Origin of the sequence: Hydrogenophaga intermedia (assembly GCF_023715105.1) — a bacterium.
Taxonomy (GTDB): domain Bacteria; phylum Pseudomonadota; class Gammaproteobacteria; order Burkholderiales; family Burkholderiaceae_C; genus Hydrogenophaga; species Hydrogenophaga intermedia_A.
Map to the genome: position 1 here is coordinate 217,414 of NZ_JAMBNO010000003.1, position 22,587 is coordinate 240,000.

Genomic DNA, 22,587 nt, shown 5'->3' on the forward strand with positions numbered 1-22,587 from the left:
GCCGCTCAGGCCGCCAGCTTCTTGGCCTTCTCGAAGGCCTCGTCGATCGTGCCGACCATGTAGAAGGCCTGCTCGGGCAGGTGATCGCATTCACCGGCGGTGATCATCTTGAAGCCGCGGATGGTCTCGGCCAGCGGCACGTACTTGCCGGGCGAGCCGGTGAACACCTCGGCCACGTGGAACGGCTGGCTCAGGAAACGCTGGATCTTGCGGGCACGGGCCACGGCCAGCTTGTCCTCGGGTGCCAGTTCGTCCATGCCCAGGATGGCGATGATGTCGCGCAGTTCCTTGTAGCGCTGCAGCGTGCCCTGCACGGCGCGGGCGGTGGTGTAGTGCTCCTCGCCCACGACCAGCGGGTCGAGCTGGCGGCTGGTGGAGTCCAGCGGGTCCACGGCGGGGTAGATGCCCAGCGCGGCGATGTCGCGCGAAAGCACCACGGTGGAGTCCAGGTGGGCGAAGGTGGTGGCGGGCGACGGGTCGGTCAGGTCGTCTGCCGGCACGTACACGGCCTGGATCGAGGTGATCGAGCCCACCTTGGTGGAGGTGATGCGCTCCTGCAGACGGCCCATTTCCTCGGCCAGCGTCGGCTGGTAGCCCACGGCGGAAGGCATGCGGCCCAGCAGGGCGGACACTTCGGTGCCGGCCAGCGTGTAGCGGTAGATGTTATCCACGAAGAACAGCACGTCACGGCCTTCGTCGCGGAACGACTCGGCGATGGTCAGGCCGGTCAGCGCCACGCGCAGGCGGTTGCCCGGGGGCTCGTTCATCTGGCCGTACACCATCGCCACTTTCGATTCGGCCAGGTTGTCCAGCTTCACGACGCCGGAGTCGGCCATCTCGTGATAGAAGTCGTTGCCCTCGCGGGTACGCTCACCCACGCCAGCGAACACGGACAGACCCGAGTGCGCCTTGGCGATGTTGTTGATGAGCTCCATCATGTTCACGGTCTTGCCCACGCCGGCACCACCGAACAAGCCCACCTTGCCGCCCTTGGCGAACGGGCACACGAGGTCGATCACCTTGATGCCGGTCTCCAGCAGTTCCTGCGAGGGGGACAGCTCGTCGTAAGCCGGGGCCTTGCGGTGAATCGACGCGGTCAGCGCCTGATCGACCGGGCCGCGCTCGTCGATGGGGTTGCCCAGCACGTCCATGATGCGGCCCAGCGTGGCCTTGCCCACGGGCACGGTGATGGGGGCGTTGGTGTTGCTCACCAGCATGCCGCGGCGCAGGCCGTCGGAGGAGCCCAGGGCGATGGTGCGCACCACGCCGTCACCGAGCTGCTGCTGGACTTCCAGCGTGAGGGCCGAGCCCTCCATCTTCAGCGCGTCGTACACGCGGGGCATCTGGTCGCGCGGGAATTCCACGTCCACGACGGCGCCGATGCACTGGACGATCTTGCCTTGCACTTGAGACATGATGTTTACCTTCTGTTTTCTCTGGATTCGGAGGGGCGCGGGCCTTACACGGCGGCGGCGCCGGCGACGATCTCGGACAGCTCTTTGGTGATGCCGGCCTGACGGGTCTTGTTGTAGACGAGCTTGAGCTCGCTGATCACGTTGCCCGCGTTGTCGGTCGCAGCCTTCATGGCCACCATGCGCGCCGACTGCTCGGACGCCATGTTCTCGGCAACGGCCTGGTACACCTGCGCCTCGATGTAGCGCAGCAGCAGTTCGTCGATGACGGTGGGCGCGTCGGGTTCGTAGATGTAGTCCCAGTCGCGGCCACCAGCGCCGTCCTGCAGCGTCTCGGCGTTCAGGGGCAGCAGTTGCTGCACCACGGCCTCTTGCTTCATCGTGTTGATGAAACGGGTGTAGACCACGTGCACGCTCTTGATGCGTCCTTCGGTGTAAGCATCGAGCAGCACCTTCACGGGGCCGATCAGCTTCTCGAGGTGGGGCGTGTCACCGAGCCCGGTGACGTGAGAAACCACCTTGGCGCCAATGCGGTTCATGAAACCGAGGCCCTTGTTGCCGATGGCCACGACCTCGGCGCTCTGGCCCGCGGCCTGCAGCGCCTTGAGCTCGTTGGTGACGGCGCGCAACACGTTGGTGTTGAGGCCGCCACACAGGCCCTTGTCGGTGGTGACGACGACGAAACCAGCGGTCTTGGCGTCGTTCGTCTCCATGAAGGGGTGCGTGTACTCCGGGTTCGCCTTGCTCAGGTTGCCCGTGATCTGACGCACCTTCTCGGCGTAAGGCCGGGCCGCACGCATGCGGTCCTGCGCCTTGCGCATCTTGGAGGCGGCGACCATCTCCATGGCCTTGGTGATCTTCTTGGTGTTTTCCACCGATTTGATCTTGCCGCGGATTTCCTTGCCTGCTGCCATCGCTGCTCCTGGTTGGCCCTGGGGCGATCAGTACGTGCCGGTCTTCTTGAACTCGGTGATGGCGGCCGTGAGCTGCGCTTCGGCGTCCTTGTCCATCGCCTTGTCGTTCTGCAGCTTGCTCAGCAGCGCGGCGTGCTTGTCCTTCAGGTGGGCGTGCAGCGCCGACTCGAAGGCCAGCACCTTCTTGACTTCCACATCGTCCAGGAAGCCCTTGTTCACCGCGAACAGCGAAGCGGCCATCAGGCTGATAGGCTGCGGGCTGTACTGCGCCTGCTTGAGCAGTTCGGTCACGCGGGCGCCGCGATCGAGCTGCTTGCGGGTGGCTTCGTCGAGGTCGGAGGCGAACTGCGCGAAGGCCGCGAGTTCGCGGTACTGCGCCAGGTCGGTACGGATACCGCCGGACAGGCTCTTGATCAGCTTGGTCTGGGCCGCACCACCCACGCGCGACACCGAGATACCCGCGTTGATGGCGGGACGGATGCCGGCGTTGAACAGGTTGGTTTCCAGGAAGATCTGGCCGTCGGTGATCGAGATCACGTTGGTCGGCACGAAGGCGGACACGTCGCCGGCCTGCGTTTCGATGATGGGCAGCGCGGTCAGCGAACCGGTCTTGCCCTTGACTTCACCCTTGGTGAAGGCTTCGACGTAGTCGGCGTTCACGCGGGCGGCGCGCTCGAGCAGACGGCTGTGCAGGTAGAACACGTCGCCGGGGTAGGCTTCGCGGCCCGGCGGGCGGCGCAGCAGCAGCGACACCTGACGGTAGGCGACAGCCTGCTTGGACAGGTCGTCGTACACGATCAGCGCGTCCTGGCCACGATCGCGGAAGTACTCGCCCATCGTGCAGCCCGAGTAGGCCGAGAGATACTGCATGGCGGCCGATTCGGAGGCCGAGGCGGCGACGACGATGGTGTATTCCATCGCGCCGGCCTGCTCCAGGGCACGCACCACGTTCTTGATCGACGACGCCTTCTGGCCGATGGCGACGTAGATGCAGGTCATGTTCTGACCCTTCTGGTTGATGATCGCGTCGATCGCCACCGCGGTCTTGCCGGTCTGGCGGTCGCCGATGATCAGCTCGCGCTGGCCACGGCCGACGGGCACCATCGAGTCGATCGACTTCAGGCCGGTCTGCACCGGCTGGTCCACCGACTGGCGCGCGATCACGCCCGGGGCGACCTTCTCGATCACGTCGGTGAGCTTGGCGTTCACCGGGCCCTTGCCGTCGATGGGTTGGCCCAGGGCGTTGACCACGCGGCCGATCAGTTCAGGGCCCACGGGCACTTCCAGGATGCGGCCCGTGCACTTGACGGTATCGCCCTCAGAGATGTGCTCGTACTCGCCCAGCACCACCGCGCCGACGGAGTCGCGCTCGAGGTTGAGTGCCAGACCGAAGGAAGGCACGCCGTCCTTGTTGGCCGGGAACTCCAGCATTTCGCCCTGCATGACGTCGGACAGACCGTGCACGCGCACGATGCCGTCGGTGACCGACACCACGGTGCCCTGGTTGCGCACGTCGGCGCTGGCGGCCAGACCCTCGATGCGCGACTTGATCAGTTCGGAGATTTCAGCGGGATTGAGTTGCATGACTCTTTCCTTCTTTCGTTAATGGGTATGCGGCACGGGCGGGGCGGAACCTTGAAGCCTTGTCAGGCCGTGAGGGCCACCTTCATCTGTTCCAGGCGGGCCTTGACGGAGGTGTCCAGCACCTCGTCGCCGACCACCACGCGGATGCCACCGATCAGATCGGGCTGCAACTCGACCTGCAGGTTGAGCTTGCGGGCAAAGCGTTTCTCAAGCACCGCCGAGAGGTCGGCCAGCGCTGCGGGCTCGATGGCAAAGGCGCTGTAGACCGTGGCGTCGGACGTGCCCAGGCGGGCGTTCTTGAGCGCACGGAACTGGGCGGCGATCTCGGGCAAAGCGGCCAGACGGCCATTGTCGATGACCGTGCGCAGGAAGTTCTGCCCGGCGGTCGGCAAGGGGGTCTTGAGCACGCCGGCGATCAGGTCGAATACCTGCTGGGCAGAAACCTTGGGGCTGTCGGCGAACTGCTGGAGCTGGGCATCGGCCGCCACAGCGGCCAGCGCATCGAGCCAGGCCGCCGTACCAGCGGCGTCCTGACCGCACGCCTTGAACAGCGCTTCCGCGTACGGGCGGGCAATGGTGGCGATTTCGGCCATGTTGATCGTTCCTGTGGCTCGATCAGAGCTCGGTCTTGAGGCGGTTGAGCAGGTCGGCGTGAACGCCGGCGTTGACTTCCTTGCGCAGGATCTGCTCGGCACCCTTGACCGCCAGTGCGGCCACCTGCTCGCGCAGGCTTTCGCGGGCCTTGATGACCTGCTGATCCGCTTCCTGACGCGCGGCGGCCACGATCTTGGCAGCCTCCTCGCTGGCGCGGGCCTTGGCCTCTTCGATGATGGCCTGGGCGCGGCGCTCGGCATCGGCCAGTCGGGTGGCAGACTCGTTGCGCGACTTGCCCAGCTCTTCCTCGACGCGCTTGTTGGCCGCGGCCAGTTCGGTCTTGGCTTTCTCGGACGCAGCCAGGCCTTCGGAGATCTTCAGCGCGCGCTCGTCGAGCGCCTTGGCGATCGGTGGCCAGATGAACTTCATCGTGAACCAGATCAGGATCGCAAAGACGATCGCCTGCGCAAAGAGGGTTGCATTGATATTCATCGCAACGCCTTTCTGTGTGGACTAAGGGAAAAACACACCGGCTACGCGGCGGACGGGCCCCGGCGGCGGCGGACGTGACGCCCGCTCACCGCGATGGCCGCGCCCGCGCGGGGCCGACCAACCGATTTACAGGGTGAACGGGTTGGCGAAGGCGAACAGCAGGGCAATGGCCACGCCGATCAGGAAGGCGGCGTCGATCAGGCCGGCCAGAATGAACATCTTGGTCTGCAGGTCGTTCATCAGCTCGGGCTGACGGGCCGAGGACTCGAGGAACTTGCCGCCCATCAGCGCGATGCCGATGGAAGCGCCGATGGCACCCAGACCGACGATGAGGCCGCAAGCCAGCGCGACGAGACCCAGAACGTTTTCCATGATGACTCCTGTTGAGATGGAAGTTTGTTGAGAAAGAAAGGAAGCGAAATTACCCGAGCGCGTCCAGGACGGTCGCGTCAGTGAGCGTCATGCGCCTGCCCCAGATAGATGAGGGCCAGCATCATGAAGATGAACGCCTGCAGGACGATGACCAGAATGTGGAACAGCGTCCAGATCGTGCCGGCGATCAGGTGTCCGACGAAGAAGAGTCCACCACCGAGCGAGAGGGCGGCATAAGCACCCAGCAGCGCAATCAGCATGAACACCAGCTCACCCGCGAACATGTTGCCAAACAACCGCATGCCGTGCGAAACCGTCTTCGCCACGAACTCGATCATTTGCATCAGGAAGTTGACCACGCCCAGCAGCAGCGCCCAGATGGGGTTCTTGCTGGTGCCAAAAGGTGCGGTCACCAATTCGTGTGTCCAGCCGCCCAGGCCCTTGATCTTGATGTTGTAGAACAGGCAGAGCACCAGAACCGAGAAGGAAAGACCCAGCGTGGTGGACAGATCGGCGGTGGGGACCACACGCAGGTAGTCCTTGAAACCCATGGCCGGCCCGGCGGCATGCCAGATGCTCGGCAGCAGGTCCACGGGAATCATGTCCATGAAGTTCATCAGGAAGATCCAGACGAACACGGCAAGAGCCATCGGGGCGATGAGCTTGCGACTGGTGGCGTTGTGGATCACGGCCTTGGCCTGGTTGTCCACCATCTCGACCAGGATTTCGACGGCGGCCTGGAAGCGCCCGGGCACGCCCGCCGTGGCCTTGCGCGCGCACAGCCAGAACACGACGCACATGAGCAGGCCCAGCAAGCTGCTGACCACGACCGAATCGACGTTGATCACGCCGAAGTCGACGATCGACTCCTGCTTCTTGTTCGTCAGGTGGACCAAGTGGTGGCGGATGTATTCGCCGGGGGTCAGAGTGCCTTCAGCAGCCATTTGTGTGCACCAATGCGCGGAGCGTCAACCGTTTGCAACCGGTCTGCGGGCCTGGATGAAAAATCCGAACCAGTAGACCTTGAGAACCAACACCAGCCCGACCAGCAGCGCGACCCAGTTCGGCTCAGGCAGGACCCACACCGCGGCGGCCAGCATGGCCACCGAGAGCAGAACCTTGACGCCCTCCCAGAACAGGAAGCCGGCAAAAGCAGCTTGCGCAAAGCCCGACAACAGCCGGGACAAGGCGCTGGAGGTCAATCCGTAGGCCATCAGGGCCGAAGGAAGCGCCACCGCTGCCGCACCGTAGAAGACCGAGGCCGCCACAGACACCGACTGCACGAGCAGCCCGGCGACCATCGCGGCCAGCAGCCCGACGAGCCACTGCACCCCCACCAGCCGCCAGGGCGATAGCTCTGGCTGGCCGGCGCGCCACTGCTGCGCCTGTTCGCGCGTCAGCGGCTTGAATTCGGGTTCTTGCGCCCCATCTTCGATGTCATCGTCGCTCAGCGGTGTCGGCTTGGCTTGCAGCATGGTCGACATCGCAGGAAACGGTCTTTAGACAGACAAATGACAGGCGGGTCCGGGTCGCAAAGCCGCCCATTATACGTAGAAACCCCAGCGCCTCGTCAACGCGCCAGGACAGGCGACGCCCTCTTATACCCCCGGCCCGATAATTCCGCCATGACCTCCGACTTCCTGCCCGATGCCCTGTGTTTTCTGGACGGGGATTACGGCCCGCTGAAAGACGCGCGCATCAGCGTGCTCGACCGAGGGTTCATCTTCGGCGACGGGGTCTACGAGGTCCTGCCGGCCTACGGTGGGCGCATCTTCCGCTTTGGCGAGCACATGGATCGTCTCGACCGCTCGCTGCGCGAGTTGCGCATTGCGAACCCGCACACACGCGACGAATGGCTGGCGATCGCCCGGCGGCTCATTGCGGACCGCCAGGCTGCGGGTGTGCCCAACCAGCTCATTTACCTGCAGGTCACACGCGGTGTGGCGCTGCGCGACCACGTCATGCCGACGGGCCTGCGGCCAACCGTGTTCGTGATGGCCAGCGAAATGAAGCTCGCCAGCGCCGAGCAGCGCGCACGCGGGGTGGCCTGCGTGACGGCCGACGATTTCCGCTGGCGCAAGGCGCACATCAAGAGCACCAGCCTGCTGGGCTCGGTGTTTGCACGCCAGATCAGCGCCGACGTCGGTGCGGTCGAAACCGTGATGTTTCGTGACGGTGTATTGAGCGAGGCCGCGGCCAGCAATGTCTGGGTCGTGAAGGATGGCACCGTGATGGGACCACCGCGGGACCACCTGGTCCTCGAAGGCATCCGCTACGGGCTGATCGAGTCGATCTGCCGCGAGGAGGGGATTCCCTTTGCCTTGCAGCGCGTTTCACGCGAGGCCGTGTTCGCCGCCGACGAATTGCTGCTGTCCTCGGCCACCAAGGAGGTGCTGCCCGTCACCACGCTGGATGGCCAACCGATCGGCGACGGCCGGCCCGGCCCCGTGTACGCCCGGCTGTACGCCGCCTACCAGCGCGCCATTGCCGCGCAATCGATCTGAGGGCGCCATGGAAACACCACGCGATATCCCACCCGAGCAATCGCTCATCACGTACCCGACTCACTTTCCGATCAAGGTGATGGGCGCCAACGTCGAGGGCTTTGCCGAGGCCATCGTGCGCATCGTGCTCAACTTCGACCCGGACTTCGACGCCAGCACCGTGGAGCAACGCCCGAGCAAGGCCGGCAACTACATGGGCCTGACGGTTTCGGTGCGCGTGACCAGCCGTGAGCAGCTCGACGAGGTCTACCGGACACTGACCTCGCACCCGATGGTCAAGGTCGTGCTCTGAGCGTCATGCAACTGCGCGCGCTCGGCCGGGTCGACTACCGACCCACCTACGAGGCCATGCAGGCCTTCACCGCCGCGCGCGACGCGACCACCCCCGACGAACTCTGGGTCTGCGAACACCCGCCGGTGTTCACGCAGGGCCTGGCCGGCCGCCAGGACCATCTGCTGGCGCCGGGAGACATCCCGGTTGTGGCCACCAACCGCGGCGGGCAGGTCACGTACCACGGCCCGGGGCAGGTGGTGGCCTACCCGCTCATCGATTTGCAACGCGCGGGTTACTTCGTCAAGGAGTACGTCTACCGCATCGAGGAGGCCGTCATTCGCACGCTCGACCATTTCGGTGTCACCGGCCACCGTGTGGCAGGCGCCCCGGGCATCTACGTGCGGCTGGACGACCCGCATTCCCACGCCCGCCTGCCCCAGGCGCCGGCGCGGCGCGAACCCGGCAGCCCGGCACCCGACCCCGTGTTCACCGGTCTGGGCAAGATCGCCGCCCTGGGCATCAAGGTCAGCCGCCACTGCACCTACCACGGCGTGGCTCTCAACGTGGCCATGGACCTGCAACCCTTCTCGCGCATCAACCCCTGTGGCTACGCGGGGTTGCGCACGGTCGATCTTTCTACAATCGGTATCCCCACCCACTGGGACGAAGCGGCGCAGGTGCTGAGCCAGAAGCTCGTCGCCACGCTCGCACCCTGATTCCCTGCCGCCGCCATGAGCACCCCTTACGACCCCACCGCCAAGCAGAAAAGCCAGGCCAAGACCGCACGCATCCCGATCAAGGTCGTGCCGGCCGAGACGCTCAAGAAGCCGGCGTGGATCCGCGTCAAGGCGGGCAGCCCGACCACGCGCTTCTACGAGATCAAGGACATCCTGCGCGCCAACAAGCTCGTCACGGTGTGCGAGGAAGCCAGCTGCCCCAACATCGGCGAGTGCTTCGGCAAGGGCACGGCGACCTTCATGATCATGGGCGACAAGTGCACGCGCCGCTGCCCTTTCTGCGACGTGGGCCACGGCCGCCCCGATCCGCTCGATGCGGACGAGCCGGTCAACCTCGCCAAGACGATCGCGCAGCTCAAGCTCAAGTACGTGGTGATCACCAGCGTGGACCGCGACGACCTGCGCGACGGCGGCGCGGGCCACTTCGTGGAGTGCATCCGCCAGACGCGTGCGCTTTCGCCCGAGACCACCATCGAGGTGCTGGTGCCCGACTTCCGTGGCCGCGACGACCGCGCGCTGGAGATCCTCAAGGCCGCGCCGCCCGACGTGATGAACCACAACCTGGAAACCGTGCCGCGCCTTTACAAGGAAGCGCGCCCGGGCTCCGACTACGCCTTCAGCCTGAACCTGCTCAAGAAGTTCAAGGCGCTGTTCCCGCACGTGCCCACCAAGAGCGGGCTCATGGTCGGCCTGGGGGAGACGGACGATGAGATCCTGCAGGTGATGCAGGACATGCGCGCGCACGGCATCGACATGCTCACCATCGGGCAGTACCTCTCACCGAGCGGCCATCACCTGCCGGTGCGCCGCTACGTGCACCCCGACACCTTCAAGATGTTCGAGACCAAGGCCTACGAGATGGGTTTCACCCACGCCGCCGTGGGCGCCATGGTGCGCAGCAGCTACCACGCCGACCAGCAGGCGCACGGGGTGCTGGAAGCGCTGGCCAAATGACATGGGCATGGGCGCGCACGACCATCTGAGCGTGCGGGCCTACGGCGCCTCGCACGGCAGCCACGACCACGACCATTTCCAGGTCCTGGTCGGCCTGGAAGGCGTGCTCGAACTCGAGGTGGCCGGCCGCGGGCAGCGCATCGCCGCCGGCGATGGCTGCGTGGTGCCACCGGGCGAGCGTCACGACTTCGAATCGCGCACCGGGGCGCGCTGCCTGGTGCTCGACAGCCGCGCCGCAGGCTGGGCGCGCGTGAACCGGACCCCCACACAGGCAACGCAGGCACTCGCGCGCTATCTGGCCGAGGCTTGCACCCGTTCCCTGCCTCGCGCGCAAACGCTCGGTCCGGTCTTGTTGCTGGAGAGTTGGGCGCCGAGCACACCGGTGCCAAGCCCACGCCCGCGTCGTCCGATCGACTGGTCGGCATTGGCTGACTGGGCGCGCTCGCGCTGGGCCCAGGCCGACATCGAGGTGGCGGACCTTGCCTCGCGCGTGCACCTGAGCCCGGCGCAGTTCGCGGCGCGCTGTCGCAACGAGCAGGGCCAGAGCACGCAGCAGTGGCTGCGCAACCTGCAACTCGACCAGGCCGAAGCCCTGCGCGCCCGAGGCGCGAGCGTGGCCGAGGCCGCGCGGCTGAGCGGCTATCGCTCGCCGTCGGCGCTCACGGCCGCACTGCGCCGCCGCGCCCGCTAAGCGCAATTGCTCCGCGCCACGCGACGACACACCCGCGTTGCGCGACGACGTGCCGGGCGATGATCGGCAAATGAACGCCGCCAACCTGTACGCCCTGGGTGCCATCGCGTTGTGGGCCTCGCTTGCCGCGCTGGGCGTGTCGCTGGCCCACGTGCCGCCCTTCCTGCTCACCGGCCTGGGGCTGCTGGTGGGCAGCCTGATCGCGCTGCCGCTTTCGCGCTTCGACTGGCGCCGCTGGCGCGTGCCCGCCAGCACACTGGCGCTGGGTGTGTACGGCCTGTTCGGTTTTCACTTCCTGCTCTTCATCGCGCTGCGCCATGCGCCGCCGGTGCAAGCCAACCTGGTCAACTACCTCTGGCCGCTCGGTATCGTGGTGCTGGCGCCGCTGTTTCTGCCCGGGGTGCGCCTGGCGCCGCGCCACATCGCGGCCGCGTTGGTGGGCTTCGCGGGGGCGGCGCTCGCCATCCTTGGCGCTTCGCAAGGGACTGAAGCCACTTGGGCCTGGGGCTACCTGCCCGCGCTGGGCTCGGCCTTCATCTGGGCCAGCTACTCGCTGCTCACGAAACGCGTGGCGGCGTTTCCCACCGCCGCCATCGGCAGCTTCGCCGCGGTGTCGGGGGCGCTTTCATTGCTGTGCCATGCACTGCTCGAACCCACCGTGGCCCTGAGCCTGCGCGACATCGCACTCATCGCGGCTCTGGGTCTGGGTCCGCTGGGCGGTGCCTTCTTCCTCTGGGACGCGGCGCTCAAGCGTGGCGATGCACGCCAGATCGGCGTGCTGAGTTTTCTCACGCCGCTGCTGTCCACGCTCACGCTGCTGGCGCTTAGGGGTGAACGACCGAGCCTGTCGGTGCTGCTGGCGGCTGCGATGATCGTGGGCGCAGCCGTGGTGGCGACACGCAGCAAGGGTCAGGTGCGCGCCCGCTGACGCTCAATCGACCAGCCTGGCGGCCGGCTCGTCGGCGGCCAGCACCTCCTGCGCCCATCCGGCCAGCTTGCTGGTGTCGCTGCGCAGGATCTGCTGTTTGACCGCCAGGATCTGCGAGGGGTGCATGGAAAAACTGCGCAGGCCCATGCCCAGCAGCAGTCGCGTCAAAGTGACATCCCCCGCCATCTCGCCGCACACGCTGACCTCCTTGCCCATGGCATGCGCCTGGGCGATGGTGCTTGCCACGAGTTGCAGAACCGCGGGATGCAGCGGGTCGTAAAGGTGCGAGACCGCCTCGTCGGCGCGATCGATCGCGAGCGTGTACTGGATCAGGTCGTTGGTGCCGATCGACAGGAAGTCGAAATGTCGCAGGAACAGCGGGATGGTGAGCGCGGCGGCTGGCACCTCGATCATGGCGCCGAGCTTCACAGGACCATAGGGCACACCGGCCACTGCAAGCTGTTCGCGCGCACGCTCCACAAGGGCCAGTGCCTGGCGGATCTCGCTGCCATGCGCCAGCATGGGGATGAGAAGATTCACCGGTCCGTGCGCGGCCGCGCGCAGGATGGCGCGCAATTGCACGAGAAACATCGCCGGATCGGCCAGGCTCCAGCGGATGGCGCGCAAACCCAGTGCGGGGTTGAGGTGGTCATCGCTGCGCGGCGCGCCGCGGTCCAGCGGCTTGTCGGCACCCACGTCGACGGTGCGGATGGTGACCGGCAGGCCCTGCATGCCTTCGATGGCGCGGCGATAGGCCTGGTACTGCTCCTCCTCATCGGGCAACTGGCCGCTGCGTCCCATGAAGAGGAATTCGCTGCGAAACAGGCCCACGCCCATGGCGCCGGCCTTGAGCGCGGCCACGGTGTCCTCGGGCTGTTCGATATTGGCCAGGAGCTCGATCTTCTGACCGTCCAGCGTGACCGCCGGCGTGTTCTTCAGGCGCGAGAGCTTCTCGCGCTCCATCTCGACCTGGCGCTGCTTGAAGCCGTACTCGGCCAGGACGATGGGCGAAGGGTCGACCACCACCACGCCGGCGTCGCCGTCGATCACCACCCAGTCGTCCTGGCGGATCAGGTGGCTGGCCGAGCGGGCGCCCACCACGGCGGGGATGTCCATGCTGCGCGCCACGATGGCGGTGTGGCTGGTCTTGCCGCCGACGTCGGTGACAAAGCCCGCGAAGACACTCTGCTTGAACTGCAGCATGTCGGCCGGCGAGAGGTCGTGCGCGATCAGAACCAGTGGGTCTTCGTTGCCCTTGCGCGCGGCGTCGGCCGCGGCCGTGGTGGTCATGGACGCGGACTCGCCACGCATGACGCGCAACAGGCGATCGACCACCTGCTCGAGATCGGCCTTGCGTTCGCGCAGGTAGGGGTCCTCCATCTCGTCGAACTGACGGGAGATGACCTCGAGCTGCGTCGTCAGCGCCCATTCGGCGTTGTAGTGACGCTCGACCACCCAGTGCTTCACCCCCCCCGTGAGTTGCTCGTCCTGCAGCAGCATCAGGTGCACGTCGAGCAGCGCGGACAGTTCGGGGTGCGCGTCATGCGAGCCCAGTTCACCGAGCGTGCGCTGCACGCGGGCGATGTCGTCGGCCACCACGGTACGGGCGCGCCGCAGGCGATCGAGTTCGGCTTCCGCCTCCTCGGGCGCGATCAGGTAGTGCGCGACATCGATGCGGCTGGCGGCGACGATCACCGCCCGCCCGATGGCCACGCCCCGGGACACGGCGAGGCCGTGAACGCTGAACGTCACTCGCCTTCCCCGAACTTGTCGTCGATCAGCGCGACGATGGCGTCCAGCGCGGCCTGCTCGTCGGGGCCGTCGGTCTCGATGTCCACCGCGGTGCCGATGCCGGCGGCCAGCATCATCACGCCCATGATGCTCTTGGCGTTGACGCGACGTTCGCCGCGGGCCATCCATACATCGCTCTTGAAAGAGCCGGCCAGCTTGGTGAGCTTGGCCGAGGCGCGGGCATGCAGGCCCAGCTTATTGCTGATGGTCACGGTGGTCTTGATCATGCGTGGCTCGTCGGGCCTGGTTCTGGGGTGCGGTGACGGCCACCTGCATCACGCCTTGTGTGGCCCCGATCAGCGCTCGCGAGATCAAGGCGTCGAGCGACTCGTGACGGTAGCTCACGGTGCGCAACAGCATGGGCAGGTTCACGCCGGTGATCAGCTTGCTGCGCACACCGTCCACCAGTCGTTGCGCCACGTTGCAAGGCGTTGCGCCGAAGACATCGGTCACCACCAAGGTCTGCGGGCGATCCATCTGCGACAGCAGCATGCGCGCCTGCGCGAGCGTTTCTTCCGGTGGCACATTGGGCTGCACATCAAGCGCCACCACCGCGTCCTGCGCGTCGGGGAACACATGCAGCACGCACTGCCGCAAGGCCGAAGCCAGCGGCGCGTGCGCGATCAGCAGGATGCCGTTCATGCGCGCAGTGTAGCGGCGCGCTCGCGCTCGATGCGGCGCCAGCCGCGCCAGAACATGCCATAAGCCATCGCGCAACACAGGCCGAACAGCGCCATCGCGCCGCGGTAGCGGTCGGGCTCGCTCCAGCCGAACACCGCGAGGGCGTCGATCGCCAGCCCGATGCCCCACTGGATCACGAACACGCCGCCGAAGATCACCAGGTTGTAGGCCGACAGTGCGCGCCCGGCCGCCTGCGGTGGCAGGGCCAGCGCCACCGCAGGTTGAGACAGGGCCACGAAAGTGGAGCTCACGCAGAACAACGCCCACAGCGGCCAGCCAGCGCCTTCTCCAAGCACCACGATGACCGCGATCACCACCAGACTTGCCGGCAGGCCCCAGCCGATGAGTACCTCCGGTCGCAGGCCCCGCTGCGCCAGGTGCGGGTTGACCACGCCCCAGAGCCAGAACGCGGTGAGCATGCTGAGGTTGATGGCGAACAGGCCGGCGGCCGACTCCGCCGGTGTGTAGCCCGCCACCTTGATCATCCAGGGACCGGCCCACAGGGTCTGCATCGCGACCATGCCGCCGTAGTTGATGAAGCCCACCGGCACCATGGTACGGAAATAGGCGTGGCGCCAGATGAAGCCGTAACCCGGCTCCACCGCCGGGGCGGCGGGACCGCCCGACGGTACTGTCTCGTGCGGTTCGGTGCGCCAGCGCGGCACCGACCAGAGGATGATCGCCATCGCTACCGCCAGCAGCACCGCCAGGCCCCAGAACAGGCCGCGCCAGCCGAGCACCGGCATCAGCCACTGCACCGGCAGGGTGGCGGCCACCATGCCCAGCGAGCCGGTCATCAGCATCCAGGCGTTGGCGCGCAGCTGCGTGTGGTGCGACAGCCAGCGCCGGTAACCCGTGAGCGGCGCCATCAGGCAGGCGCTCAGGCCCATGCCGGTGAGCACGCGCGCTGCCAGCAGCGCCGCGAAGTTGCCGGCCAGCGCAAAGGCGATGCACCCCAGCACCGCCAGGCCCAGGAAGGCCAGCACCACACGCTTGGGGCCGTGGCGGTCGAGCCAGTTGCCCAGCGGCAGTTGCGTGAGGGCGAAGCCGAAGAAGTAGCCACCCGCGAGCAAGCCGAGGTCGCCAGAAGTGAGCTCGAACGCCGCACTCAGCGTGGGCGAGAGCGTGGCGGTGATGGCGCGCACCAGCGCCGACAGGAAATAGGTGAACGCAAAGACCAGGAACACCAGCACCGCCGCGCGGCGGCCCAGCAGGTCGGCGCAGGCCGTGCCGCTCATGGGAGTTCAAGCCCCTCGAAGAAGGTGGTCGCCACGCGCTCGTCGATGGTGCGGCCGTAGATGGCGGCCTGCACGATCAGGTTGCCACGCACGGCGTGCACGGCCTGCATGCGCATGGGCTCGCCGCGGGGGTCACGCCCCTCGGCCTGCAGACCGAGCGCCTGGCTCGCACCGGGCAGCCGCGCGACTTGCGGCGCGGCGTCGGCCAGCGCCGGATCGGCCCGCAGCGACAGCAGCGTGGCGCGGCGCCAGCCCGCCAGCGCGGGCGCCACGCGCGCCGCATCACCGACGTCGGCCCAGGCCACGGCAAACGTCAGGCCGCCGGTGTCGCACGAACGCATCTGAAGCCGGGTCGGCTGGCCACCCAGCGGCACCTCGCGCTCGGCCTTGTCGGGCTTGCAGGGCATCAACGCGCGCAGCGGCACGCCGTCGGCCGGCAGGGCGCGCCAGTTGAAGGTGGGGTTGCAGGCCGCCAGCAGCGGCAGCGCGGCCAACAGGGCCAGATGGCCGATGGGTCGGTAGGAGAACATGTTGCGCAGGGATTTCGGCGCCTCGCGGCGGAGACACCGCGCGCGCGATGCACTCGCGCACAATCGACGCATGAACGCTCTTGATGGTATCCGCATCCTCGACTGCTCGCGCGTGCTCGCCGGGCCCTGGTGCACACAAACGCTCGCCGACCTCGGCGCCGACGTGGTGAAGGTGGAACGCCCGCGCAGCGCTGCCCACCCGGGTGGCGATGACACGCGCGGCTGGGGTCCGCCCTTTCTGCGCGGGCGCGACGGGCAGGACACGGCCGAGGCCGCCTACTACCTGGGTGCCAACCGCAACAAGCGCTCCATCACCTGCGACCTGTCGCGGCCCGCGGGCCAGGCGCTGATCCGCGAGCTCGCGGCGCGCGCGGACGTGTTCGTGGAGAACTACAAGGTGGGCGACATGGCGCGCTACGGGCTCGATTTCGAATCGCTGCGCGCGATCAATCCGAAGCTGGTTTATTGCTCGATCACCGGCTTCGGCCAGACCGGCCCCTACAAGGACCGCGCGGGCTACGACTACGCGGTGCAGGGCATGGGCGGGCTCATGAGCGTCACCGGCGAGCGCGACGACCTGCCGGGCGGGGGACCGCAGAAGGTGGGGGTGGCCGTGGCGGACCTGTTCACCGGCCTGTACGCCACGGTTGCGATCCAGGCCGCGCTGCGCCACGCCGAGCACACCGGCCAGGGGCAGCACATCGACATGGCCCTGCTGGATACCCAGGTGGCGATGCTGGCCAACCTGGGGGCCAACTACCTGGTGCGCGGGCGCGAGGACGGCAAGGTGCCCGGGCGCGCCGGGAACGCCCACGCCAACATCGTGCCCTACCAGGTGTTCGAGGTTGCGCCGGATGCGCAGGGCCACCCGCAGCACATCATCCTTGCGGTAGGAAACGACGGACAGTTCGCGAAGTTCTGCGAAGTGGCTGGCCGCGGCGAACTTGCCGCTGACGAACGCTTTGCGCGCAACCAGAACCGGGTGCGTCACCGCGACGTGCTGGTGCCGATGCTCGAGACCATCATGAAGACGCGCGGCAAGGCCGAGTGGCTGGCGGCACTTGAGGCGGCCAAGGTGCCTTGCGGACCGATCAACGACCTGGCCGAGGTGTTCATCGATCCACAGGTGCAGCACCGCGGCATGGTGCACACCTGGCACCACCCGCTGGCCGATGCGGTGGACCTTGTGGCCAGCCCGATCAAGATGAGCGCCACCCCGGTGCGCAGCGACCTGCCGCCGCCCCTGCTGGGCGAACACACGGACGAGGTGCTGGCCGAGTGGCTGGGAGCCGACGCGGCGCGGGTGGCGCAACTTCGCGCGAGCGGCGCTATCTGAGCATCAGAGATGTCTTACCAACCCCTGCCCACACCGAAATCGCTGCGCGCGGCAGCGCAGGCCGTGGCCGAACGCGGTGAGCCGCTGATCGTGATGATCACGCTGCGCGGCTGCGTCTATTGCGATCTCGTGCGCAACAGCTACCTGCATCCGCTGATGCGCGAGGGGAAAGCCTTTGCGGTGCAGATCGACCTGCAGGACCGCACGAGCGCGATCCAGGACTTCGCAGGCACCACCACGACGCCGGCGGCGCTGGCCGAACGGTGGAAGATCGGTCTCACGCCAACATTGCTGTTCGTGGGACACGACGGCCGTGAGCGCGCACCGCGGCTCGAAGGGGTGTCCTCGACTGACTTCTTCGGGGAGTACCTGAACCAGCGGCTTGAAGCGGCTCGGCAGGGCTTGCGAAAGTAGCGCTGGCTCACTTCAGCGCGCCAAACACCTTCTTGAGAATGGCGCTGCCGGTGCCCACGGGGTCCTGGCGGATCTTGCGCTCCTCGTCGCCGATGATGGTGTAAAGGCCATCAAGCGTCTTGCCCGTGACGTAGCGCTCAATGTTGGCATCTTCGCGCTTGATCAATCCGAAGCCGGACGCCCTCTCGGCCACTCGGTTGTAGCTGCGTGCCAGGCCCACCTTCTGCGTGGTTTGCGCCACCACCGGGAGGAACTTGTCGCCGAGCGGGGCCCGGGTCTTGTCAGCAAAGAACCGTGTGACGGAGTCGTCGCCGCCCGAGAGGATGTTCTTGGCGTCGGTCACGCTCATGGATTTGACGGCTCCCACCAGCAGATCCTTGCCGAGCGGCACTGCCTGTTCGGCGGCGCGGTTCATGCCAGTGATCAGCTCGTCCACCCGCTTGCCCTGGCCTGCCAGGCTCAGCAGCTTCGCGGCGTCTTCCAGATAAGCGGGCAGCGGAATCCGAACTTTCGGATTGCCGAGGAATCCATCGGCTTTGCCGAGCAGGGCGACTGCGGCCAGCGCGCCCTTCTCCAGCGCGGTCCGGATGCCGGCGGTCGCGTCACGATCGCTCAGATCGGCCAGCGACAAGGCCCAGGCGTGCTGATGGGCGGCGACAATCAGCCAGCCAAGGCTGCTGGCGGTGACAATGTGGAACTGGCGGCGCTGCATGGAGGCTCTCCCTGTGGTGGCTCGACAGGCAATGTAGATGGCGAAACCTGAAATGACAAACCCGATCATGCCCCGGCGCCGAACCGTGCTGGGGGTTGGCGCGGCCTTGGGTGCGGGCGCGCTGCTCGGCCTTGGGGGCTGCACCGGTCGCGACGCGGCCCCGGAATCGGACTTTGTGCTGCTCGACGGCAGTGTGCTGCGCACGGCGGACCTGCGCGGCAAAGTGACGCTGGTCAACTTCTGGGCCACCACCTGCGTCACCTGCGTCAAGGAAATGCCGGCGTTGGTGGCCACGCACCAGAAGTTTGCGCCGCGCGGATATGAGACGGTGGCCGTCGCCATGAGTTACGACCCACCGGCCTGGGTGGTGAATTTCGCGCAGTCTCGCCAGCTGCCTTTCAAAGTGGCGCTGGACAACACCGGCAACATCGCCAAGGCCTGGGGCGACGTGCGCCTGACGCCTACCACATACCTGGTGGACAAGCGCGGCCAGATCGTCAAACGCTACGTGGGTGAGCCCGGGATGGACGCCCTGCACGCGCTGATCGAGAAACTGCTGGCGGCCTGACCGCCCGCGCCTGCAAGACAAGAAAGGCCGGGGACCCCGGCCTTTTGGCGTCTCAAGGTGGCGGTGGCATCAATCCTTGCGGAAGTCGTCGTGGCACGCCTTGCAGCTGGCGGCCGTGGCACCGAAAGCGGTCTTGATGGCATCGAGGTTGCCAGTCTTGGCGGCGGCGTTGAGCTTGACCACTTCGCCCTGCATTTTTTCGCTGGCGGCCTTGAACTTTGCCTGCTCGGTCCAAACCGCTGGCAGCGCCCGCGTGTCTCCTTTGTCGGTGCCGGGGCCAAAAGCGTCCCAGGGCAGCTTGCTCAGGGTCTCGACGACGGCCATGTTGTCGGCAACCGCCTTGGCATCAAACGGCGCTCGCCCAGTGGCCATGGCACCCACCCGGCTGAAGTGCGTACCCATCACGGACAGGGCTGCCTTCCGGTATTTCACGGCGTCATCCGGACGCTGGAACTGGGCCATGGCGGGCGTGGCCAGCAACAGGGAGACAAAGGTCAGGGCTAGCGCGGTGATGGGTTTCATTGTTTCTCCAGGTGGGGTACAGACGGAAGCGCCGCCTGTGGCGCCTTGATGGTTCCTTCCGGCTAAAGTTCCGGCGGAACCACGAGGGTTTTTACCCGATCGACCTGTTGTTGTTGTCTGGAGCCAGCTCATGCATGCCGTCCGTATATGGGATTTGCCTACCCGAGTCTTCCATTGGTCACTCACGGTTTGCGTGGTTGGGTTGCTCATCACTGGAACCGTGGGAGGGGGTTGGCTTGAGTGGCATCTGCGATTCGGATACAGCGTGATGACGCTGTTGCTGTTTCGCCTGGCCTGGGGGTTTGTCGGCGGGCACTGGTCGCGCTTCGGCAACTTCGTCTATGGCCCGGCGTCGCTTCGAAGCTACCTGGGCGGCCGTGCACAAGTGGAGCACATGGCTGGTCACAACCCGCTGGGCGCACTCGCGGTCTTCGCGCTGCTGCTGGCGCTGCTGGCGCAGGTGGGCTCCGGCTTGATCAGCGATGACGAGATCGCCACCTTCGGTCCGTTGGTTCGCTTTGTCTCCGGCGATACCGTGTCGGCGGCCACCGCTTATCACAAGAACGTGGGCAAGCTGCTGATCCTGTCCCTCGTCGGCATTCATCTGATGGCCATCGCCGTGTACACATTCGTCAAGCGCCAGGCACTCACCCGAGCCATGGTCACTGGCGACAAGATGCTCGCTGCTCCTGTGACACCGGTTCGGGACACCGTGAGCACGAGGATATTGGCACTTGGCATTCTGCTGGCCTGTGCGCTGTTGGTCCGCTGGGTGGTCGGTTTGGGTCAGGTCGTCTTTTGATGGGCGAGGTGCAGCTGGCTTATAGTGGACATTGGCACTGGAAGTGGCCGATTGCGGCCCGATGAACGACGATGTCCGACCCTTCTGCCGCCGCCATTGAGCTGCGCCTGGCTGACACCCCCGACGACCTGGTTGCAGTACGTGCGCTCTTTCTGGACTACCAGGCCTCACTCGACATAGACCTGTGCTTCCAGGGCTTTGCCCACGAAGTGGACAACCTGCCTGGCGAATACGCCACGCCAGGCGGCGCGCTTCTACTGGCCTTGGTGGACGGCGCGCCCGCCGGATGTTGTGCCATGCGCCCGCTGCACAGCAGCGATCACATCAACGCGTGCGAGATGAAGCGACTGTTCGTGCGCCCGGCCTTCCGGGGCTTCGGCCTGGGCCGCCAATTGGTGGACCGCATCCTTGCACAGGCGCAGATCGCCGGTTATGCGACGATGTTGCTGGACACCCTGTCGGACATGGAAGCGGCTCGCGCCTTGTACCAAGAGGTTGGATTCATTGAGGTGGCCCCGTACTATCACAACCCCATTGCCGGCGCACATTACCTCAAGGTCGAACTCTGACGCCGAGCGCAACCCGAAAGGGGGTTGCAAGCTTGGCCCGCAAACTCGCACTGTGATTGGGCAGTTTTCCAGCTCAAAAAACAATGCCCCGAGTTCTTGATGGGAACTCGGGGCATTGCGCAATAAGAGCCTGACGATGACCTACTTTCACACGGGAATCCGCACTATCATCGGCGCAAAGGCGTTTCACTGTCCTGTTCGGGATGGGAAGGAGTGGGGCCACCTTGCTATGGTCGTCAGGCATAACGGGTTGCCTGGCTGAGTTGATCGCTCAACCGGGCGAATTCATAGAGTCTTGAGCGCCACTGTTATTGCAGTGGGCCATCAGCGTTTCATCTTGATTGAATCAACGATGCAGCACATCGTTGCATTTGCTCTTTGAATGCGTGTTGCAGCATCAAAGTTATAGGGTCAAGCCGCACGGGCAATTAGTACTGGTTAGCTTAACGCATTGCTGCGCTTCCACACCCAGCCTATCAACGTCGTGGTCTACGACGACCCTTCAGGGGGCTCAAGGCCCCGGCAGATCTCATCTTGGAACGAGTTTCCCGCTTAGATGCTTTCAGCGGTTATCTCTTCCGCACTTAGCTACCCGGCAATGCCACTGGCGTGACAACCGGTACACCAGAGGTGCGTCCACTCCGGTCCTCTCGTACTAGGAGCAGGCTTCCTCAAATCTGCAGCGCCCACGGAAGATAGGGACCAAACTGTCTCACGACGTTTTAAACCCAGCTCACGTACCTCTTTAAATGGCGAACAGCCATACCCTTGGGACCGGCTACAGCCCCAGGATGAGATGAGCCGACATCGAGGTGCCAAACACCGCCGTCGATATGAACTCTTGGGCGGTATCAGCCTGTTATCCCCAGAGTACCTTTTATCCGTTGAGCGATGGCCCTTCCATACAGAACCACCGGATCACTATGTCCTGCTTTCGCATCTGCTCGACTTGTCAGTCTCGCAGTTAAGCACGCTTATGCCATTGCACTATTAGCACGATGTCCGACCGTACCTAGCGTACCTTCGAACTCCTCCGTTACGCTTTGGGAGGAGACCGCCCCAGTCAAACTGCCTACCATGCACTGTCCCCGATCCAGATGATGGACCTAGGTTAGAACCTCAAACACACCAGGGTGGTATTTCAACGTTGGCTCCACAAGATCTAGCGACCCTGCTTCAAAGCCTCCCACCTATCCTACACAGATCTGTTCAAAGTCCAATACAAAGCTACAGTAAAGGTTCATGGGGTCTTTCCGTCTTTCCGCGGGGAGATTGCATCATCACAAACATTTCAACTTCGCTGAGTCTCGGGAGGAGACAGTGTGGCCATCGTTACGCCATTCGTGCAGGTCGGAACTTACCCGACAAGGAATTTCGCTACCTTAGGACCGTTATAGTTACGGCCGCCGTTTACTGGGACTTCGATCAAGAGCTTGCACCCCATCAATTAATCTTCCAGCACCGGGCAGGCGTCACACCCTATACGTCCACTTTCGTGTTTGCAGAGTGCTGTGTTTTTAATAAACAGTCGCAGCCACCTATTTTTTGCAACCCATTCGTGCTTCGATGTTCTCTACACACTACTAGGGCACACCTTCTTCCGAAGTTACGGTGTCAATTTGCCGAGTTCCTTCTCCCGAGTTCTCTCAAGCGCCTTAGAATACTCATCTCGCGCACCAGTGTCGGTTTGCGGTACGGTCGATCACAAGCTGAAGCTTAGTGGCTTTTCCTGGGACCCCTTTCAGTTACTTCGCGAGCAAGCTCGCTCGATCGGCAGCCTCGGTATGTGTGCGCCGGATTTGCCTAACGCACGCCTACATCTGCCTAAACCGGGACATCCAACACCCGGATAACCTATTAAGATCCGTCCCCACATCGCACTTGTGATCGGTGCAGGAATATTGACCTGCTTGCCATCAGCTACGCATCTCTGCCTCGCCTTAGGGGCCGACTCACCCTACGCCGATG

General features: G+C 65.3%; 26 protein-coding genes and 2 rRNA genes (1 of these 28 only partly in view). 11 read left to right on the forward strand and 17 right to left on the reverse strand.

The genetic code is table 11. From position 1 onward, the window contains the following. Positions 1-5: 5 nt before the first annotated feature. From atpD to M3149_RS04410, 8 genes are all read right to left on the reverse strand, one after another. On the reverse strand, positions 6-1,415 hold the full coding sequence (gene atpD / locus M3149_RS04375; protein WP_251708114.1) for a F0F1 ATP synthase subunit beta: 1,410 nt from the start codon (positions 1,413-1,415) through the stop codon (positions 6-8). Positions 1,416-1,459: 44 nt separating this feature from the next. Continuing rightward, positions 1,460-2,326, reverse strand: coding sequence for a F0F1 ATP synthase subunit gamma (atpG, locus tag M3149_RS04380; protein ID WP_251708115.1), 867 nt, complete (start codon positions 2,324-2,326; stop codon positions 1,460-1,462). Between the two features lie 27 nt (positions 2,327-2,353). Continuing rightward, entirely contained in the window at positions 2,354-3,910 is a 1,557-nt protein-coding gene (atpA, locus tag M3149_RS04385) for a F0F1 ATP synthase subunit alpha (protein ID WP_251708116.1), read from the reverse strand. A 62-nt stretch (positions 3,911-3,972) separates the two neighbouring features. Further along, positions 3,973-4,503 (reverse strand): F0F1 ATP synthase subunit delta, encoded by a 531-nt coding sequence (locus M3149_RS04390; RefSeq protein ID WP_251708117.1) that lies wholly within the window; start codon positions 4,501-4,503, stop codon positions 3,973-3,975. A 22-nt stretch (positions 4,504-4,525) separates the two neighbouring features. Continuing rightward, positions 4,526-4,996 carry a F0F1 ATP synthase subunit B gene (locus M3149_RS04395; protein WP_251708118.1) on the reverse strand — a complete coding sequence of 157 codons (471 nt, stop codon included), beginning with the start codon at positions 4,994-4,996 and terminating at the stop codon, positions 4,526-4,528. A gap of 126 nt (positions 4,997-5,122) precedes the next feature. Continuing rightward, on the reverse strand, positions 5,123-5,368 hold the full coding sequence (gene atpE, locus M3149_RS04400) for a F0F1 ATP synthase subunit C (protein ID WP_009519254.1): 246 nt from the start codon (positions 5,366-5,368) through the stop codon (positions 5,123-5,125). 77 nt (positions 5,369-5,445) lie between these two features. Further along, entirely contained in the window at positions 5,446-6,312 is an 867-nt protein-coding gene (atpB, locus tag M3149_RS04405) for a F0F1 ATP synthase subunit A (RefSeq protein ID WP_251708119.1), read from the reverse strand. Between the two features lie 24 nt (positions 6,313-6,336). Continuing rightward, positions 6,337-6,843, reverse strand: a complete 507-nt coding sequence (locus M3149_RS04410) for an ATP synthase subunit I (protein WP_251708120.1) — start codon at positions 6,841-6,843, stop codon at positions 6,337-6,339. A gap of 150 nt (positions 6,844-6,993) precedes the next feature. On the opposite strand from M3149_RS04410, the gene M3149_RS04415 reads away from it, so the two are divergent. The 6 genes from M3149_RS04415 (at position 6,994) to M3149_RS04440 (ending at position 11,456) form a co-directional block, all read left to right on the forward strand. Next, on the forward strand, positions 6,994-7,872 hold the full coding sequence (locus tag M3149_RS04415) for a D-amino acid aminotransferase (RefSeq protein ID WP_251708121.1): 879 nt from the start codon (positions 6,994-6,996) through the stop codon (positions 7,870-7,872). A gap of 7 nt (positions 7,873-7,879) precedes the next feature. After that, positions 7,880-8,164: an HP0495 family protein gene (locus tag M3149_RS04420; protein ID WP_251708122.1), complete on the forward strand. Its 285-nt coding sequence runs from the start codon at positions 7,880-7,882 to the stop codon at positions 8,162-8,164. Positions 8,165-8,169: 5 nt separating this feature from the next. Beyond that, a complete protein-coding gene (lipB, locus tag M3149_RS04425; RefSeq protein ID WP_251708123.1) occupies positions 8,170-8,862 on the forward strand; it encodes a lipoyl(octanoyl) transferase LipB in 693 nt (230 codons plus the stop codon). Positions 8,863-8,877: 15 nt separating this feature from the next. After that, entirely contained in the window at positions 8,878-9,837 is a 960-nt protein-coding gene (gene lipA / locus M3149_RS04430) for a lipoyl synthase (RefSeq protein WP_251708124.1), read from the forward strand. A 7-nt stretch (positions 9,838-9,844) separates the two neighbouring features. Next, positions 9,845-10,528: a helix-turn-helix domain-containing protein gene (locus tag M3149_RS04435; protein WP_251708125.1), complete on the forward strand. Its 684-nt coding sequence runs from the start codon at positions 9,845-9,847 to the stop codon at positions 10,526-10,528. A 70-nt stretch (positions 10,529-10,598) separates the two neighbouring features. Then, positions 10,599-11,456, forward strand: a complete 858-nt coding sequence (locus tag M3149_RS04440; RefSeq protein ID WP_251708126.1) for a DMT family transporter — start codon at positions 10,599-10,601, stop codon at positions 11,454-11,456. A gap of 3 nt (positions 11,457-11,459) precedes the next feature. Here M3149_RS04440 and ptsP read toward each other — a convergent pair whose 3' ends face one another. The 5 genes from ptsP to M3149_RS04465 are packed head-to-tail and all read right to left on the reverse strand — an operon-like array spanning position 11,460 to position 15,696. Then, a complete protein-coding gene (gene ptsP, locus M3149_RS04445; RefSeq protein ID WP_251708127.1) occupies positions 11,460-13,208 on the reverse strand; it encodes a phosphoenolpyruvate--protein phosphotransferase in 1,749 nt (582 codons plus the stop codon). Next, positions 13,205-13,474: an HPr family phosphocarrier protein gene (locus tag M3149_RS04450; RefSeq protein ID WP_251708128.1), complete on the reverse strand. Its 270-nt coding sequence runs from the start codon at positions 13,472-13,474 to the stop codon at positions 13,205-13,207. Before M3149_RS04450 ends, ptsP begins: the two co-directional genes overlap by 4 nt. Then, positions 13,443-13,889, reverse strand: a complete 447-nt coding sequence (locus M3149_RS04455; protein ID WP_251708129.1) for a PTS sugar transporter subunit IIA — start codon at positions 13,887-13,889, stop codon at positions 13,443-13,445. Before M3149_RS04455 ends, M3149_RS04450 begins: the two co-directional genes overlap by 32 nt. Then, on the reverse strand, positions 13,886-15,166 hold the full coding sequence (locus M3149_RS04460; protein ID WP_251708130.1) for an MFS transporter: 1,281 nt from the start codon (positions 15,164-15,166) through the stop codon (positions 13,886-13,888). Before M3149_RS04460 ends, M3149_RS04455 begins: the two co-directional genes overlap by 4 nt. Continuing rightward, positions 15,163-15,696, reverse strand: a complete 534-nt coding sequence (locus tag M3149_RS04465) for a hypothetical protein (protein ID WP_251708131.1) — start codon at positions 15,694-15,696, stop codon at positions 15,163-15,165. The genes M3149_RS04460 and M3149_RS04465 overlap by 4 nt, the downstream gene beginning before the upstream one ends. A gap of 70 nt (positions 15,697-15,766) precedes the next feature. Between M3149_RS04465 and M3149_RS04470 the strand changes: the two genes are divergently transcribed. Together M3149_RS04470 and M3149_RS04475 are read left to right on the forward strand one after the other, a co-directional pair. Further along, entirely contained in the window at positions 15,767-17,032 is a 1,266-nt protein-coding gene (locus tag M3149_RS04470) for a CaiB/BaiF CoA transferase family protein (RefSeq protein WP_251708132.1), read from the forward strand. Positions 17,033-17,041: 9 nt separating this feature from the next. Next, positions 17,042-17,446, forward strand: coding sequence for a thioredoxin family protein (locus M3149_RS04475; RefSeq protein ID WP_251708133.1), 405 nt, complete (start codon positions 17,042-17,044; stop codon positions 17,444-17,446). Between the two features lie 7 nt (positions 17,447-17,453). Here the strand turns inward: M3149_RS04475 and M3149_RS04480 are convergent, their stop codons facing one another. Beyond that, complete coding sequence (locus M3149_RS04480) at positions 17,454-18,158, reverse strand: DUF4197 domain-containing protein (protein ID WP_251708134.1); 705 nt, start codon at positions 18,156-18,158, stop codon at positions 17,454-17,456. Positions 18,159-18,225: 67 nt separating this feature from the next. On the opposite strand from M3149_RS04480, the gene M3149_RS04485 reads away from it, so the two are divergent. Next, a complete protein-coding gene (locus tag M3149_RS04485) occupies positions 18,226-18,726 on the forward strand; it encodes a TlpA disulfide reductase family protein (RefSeq protein WP_251708135.1) in 501 nt (166 codons plus the stop codon). Positions 18,727-18,795: 69 nt separating this feature from the next. On the opposite strand, the gene M3149_RS04490 is transcribed toward M3149_RS04485, so the two are convergent. Continuing rightward, entirely contained in the window at positions 18,796-19,248 is a 453-nt protein-coding gene (locus tag M3149_RS04490) for a c-type cytochrome (protein ID WP_251708136.1), read from the reverse strand. 130 nt (positions 19,249-19,378) lie between these two features. On the opposite strand from M3149_RS04490, the gene M3149_RS04495 reads away from it, so the two are divergent. After that, entirely contained in the window at positions 19,379-20,050 is a 672-nt protein-coding gene (locus M3149_RS04495; RefSeq protein ID WP_251708137.1) for a cytochrome b/b6 domain-containing protein, read from the forward strand. A gap of 71 nt (positions 20,051-20,121) precedes the next feature. Beyond that, positions 20,122-20,619, forward strand: coding sequence for a GNAT family N-acetyltransferase (locus M3149_RS04500; RefSeq protein ID WP_251708138.1), 498 nt, complete (start codon positions 20,122-20,124; stop codon positions 20,617-20,619). A 128-nt stretch (positions 20,620-20,747) separates the two neighbouring features. Here M3149_RS04500 and rrf read toward each other — a convergent pair. Continuing rightward, positions 20,748-20,860: ribosomal RNA gene (gene rrf, locus M3149_RS04505) — 5S ribosomal RNA — on the reverse strand. Between the two features lie 166 nt (positions 20,861-21,026). After that, positions 21,027-22,587, reverse strand: a 23S ribosomal RNA gene (locus tag M3149_RS04510) (it continues 1,315 nt past the right edge of the window).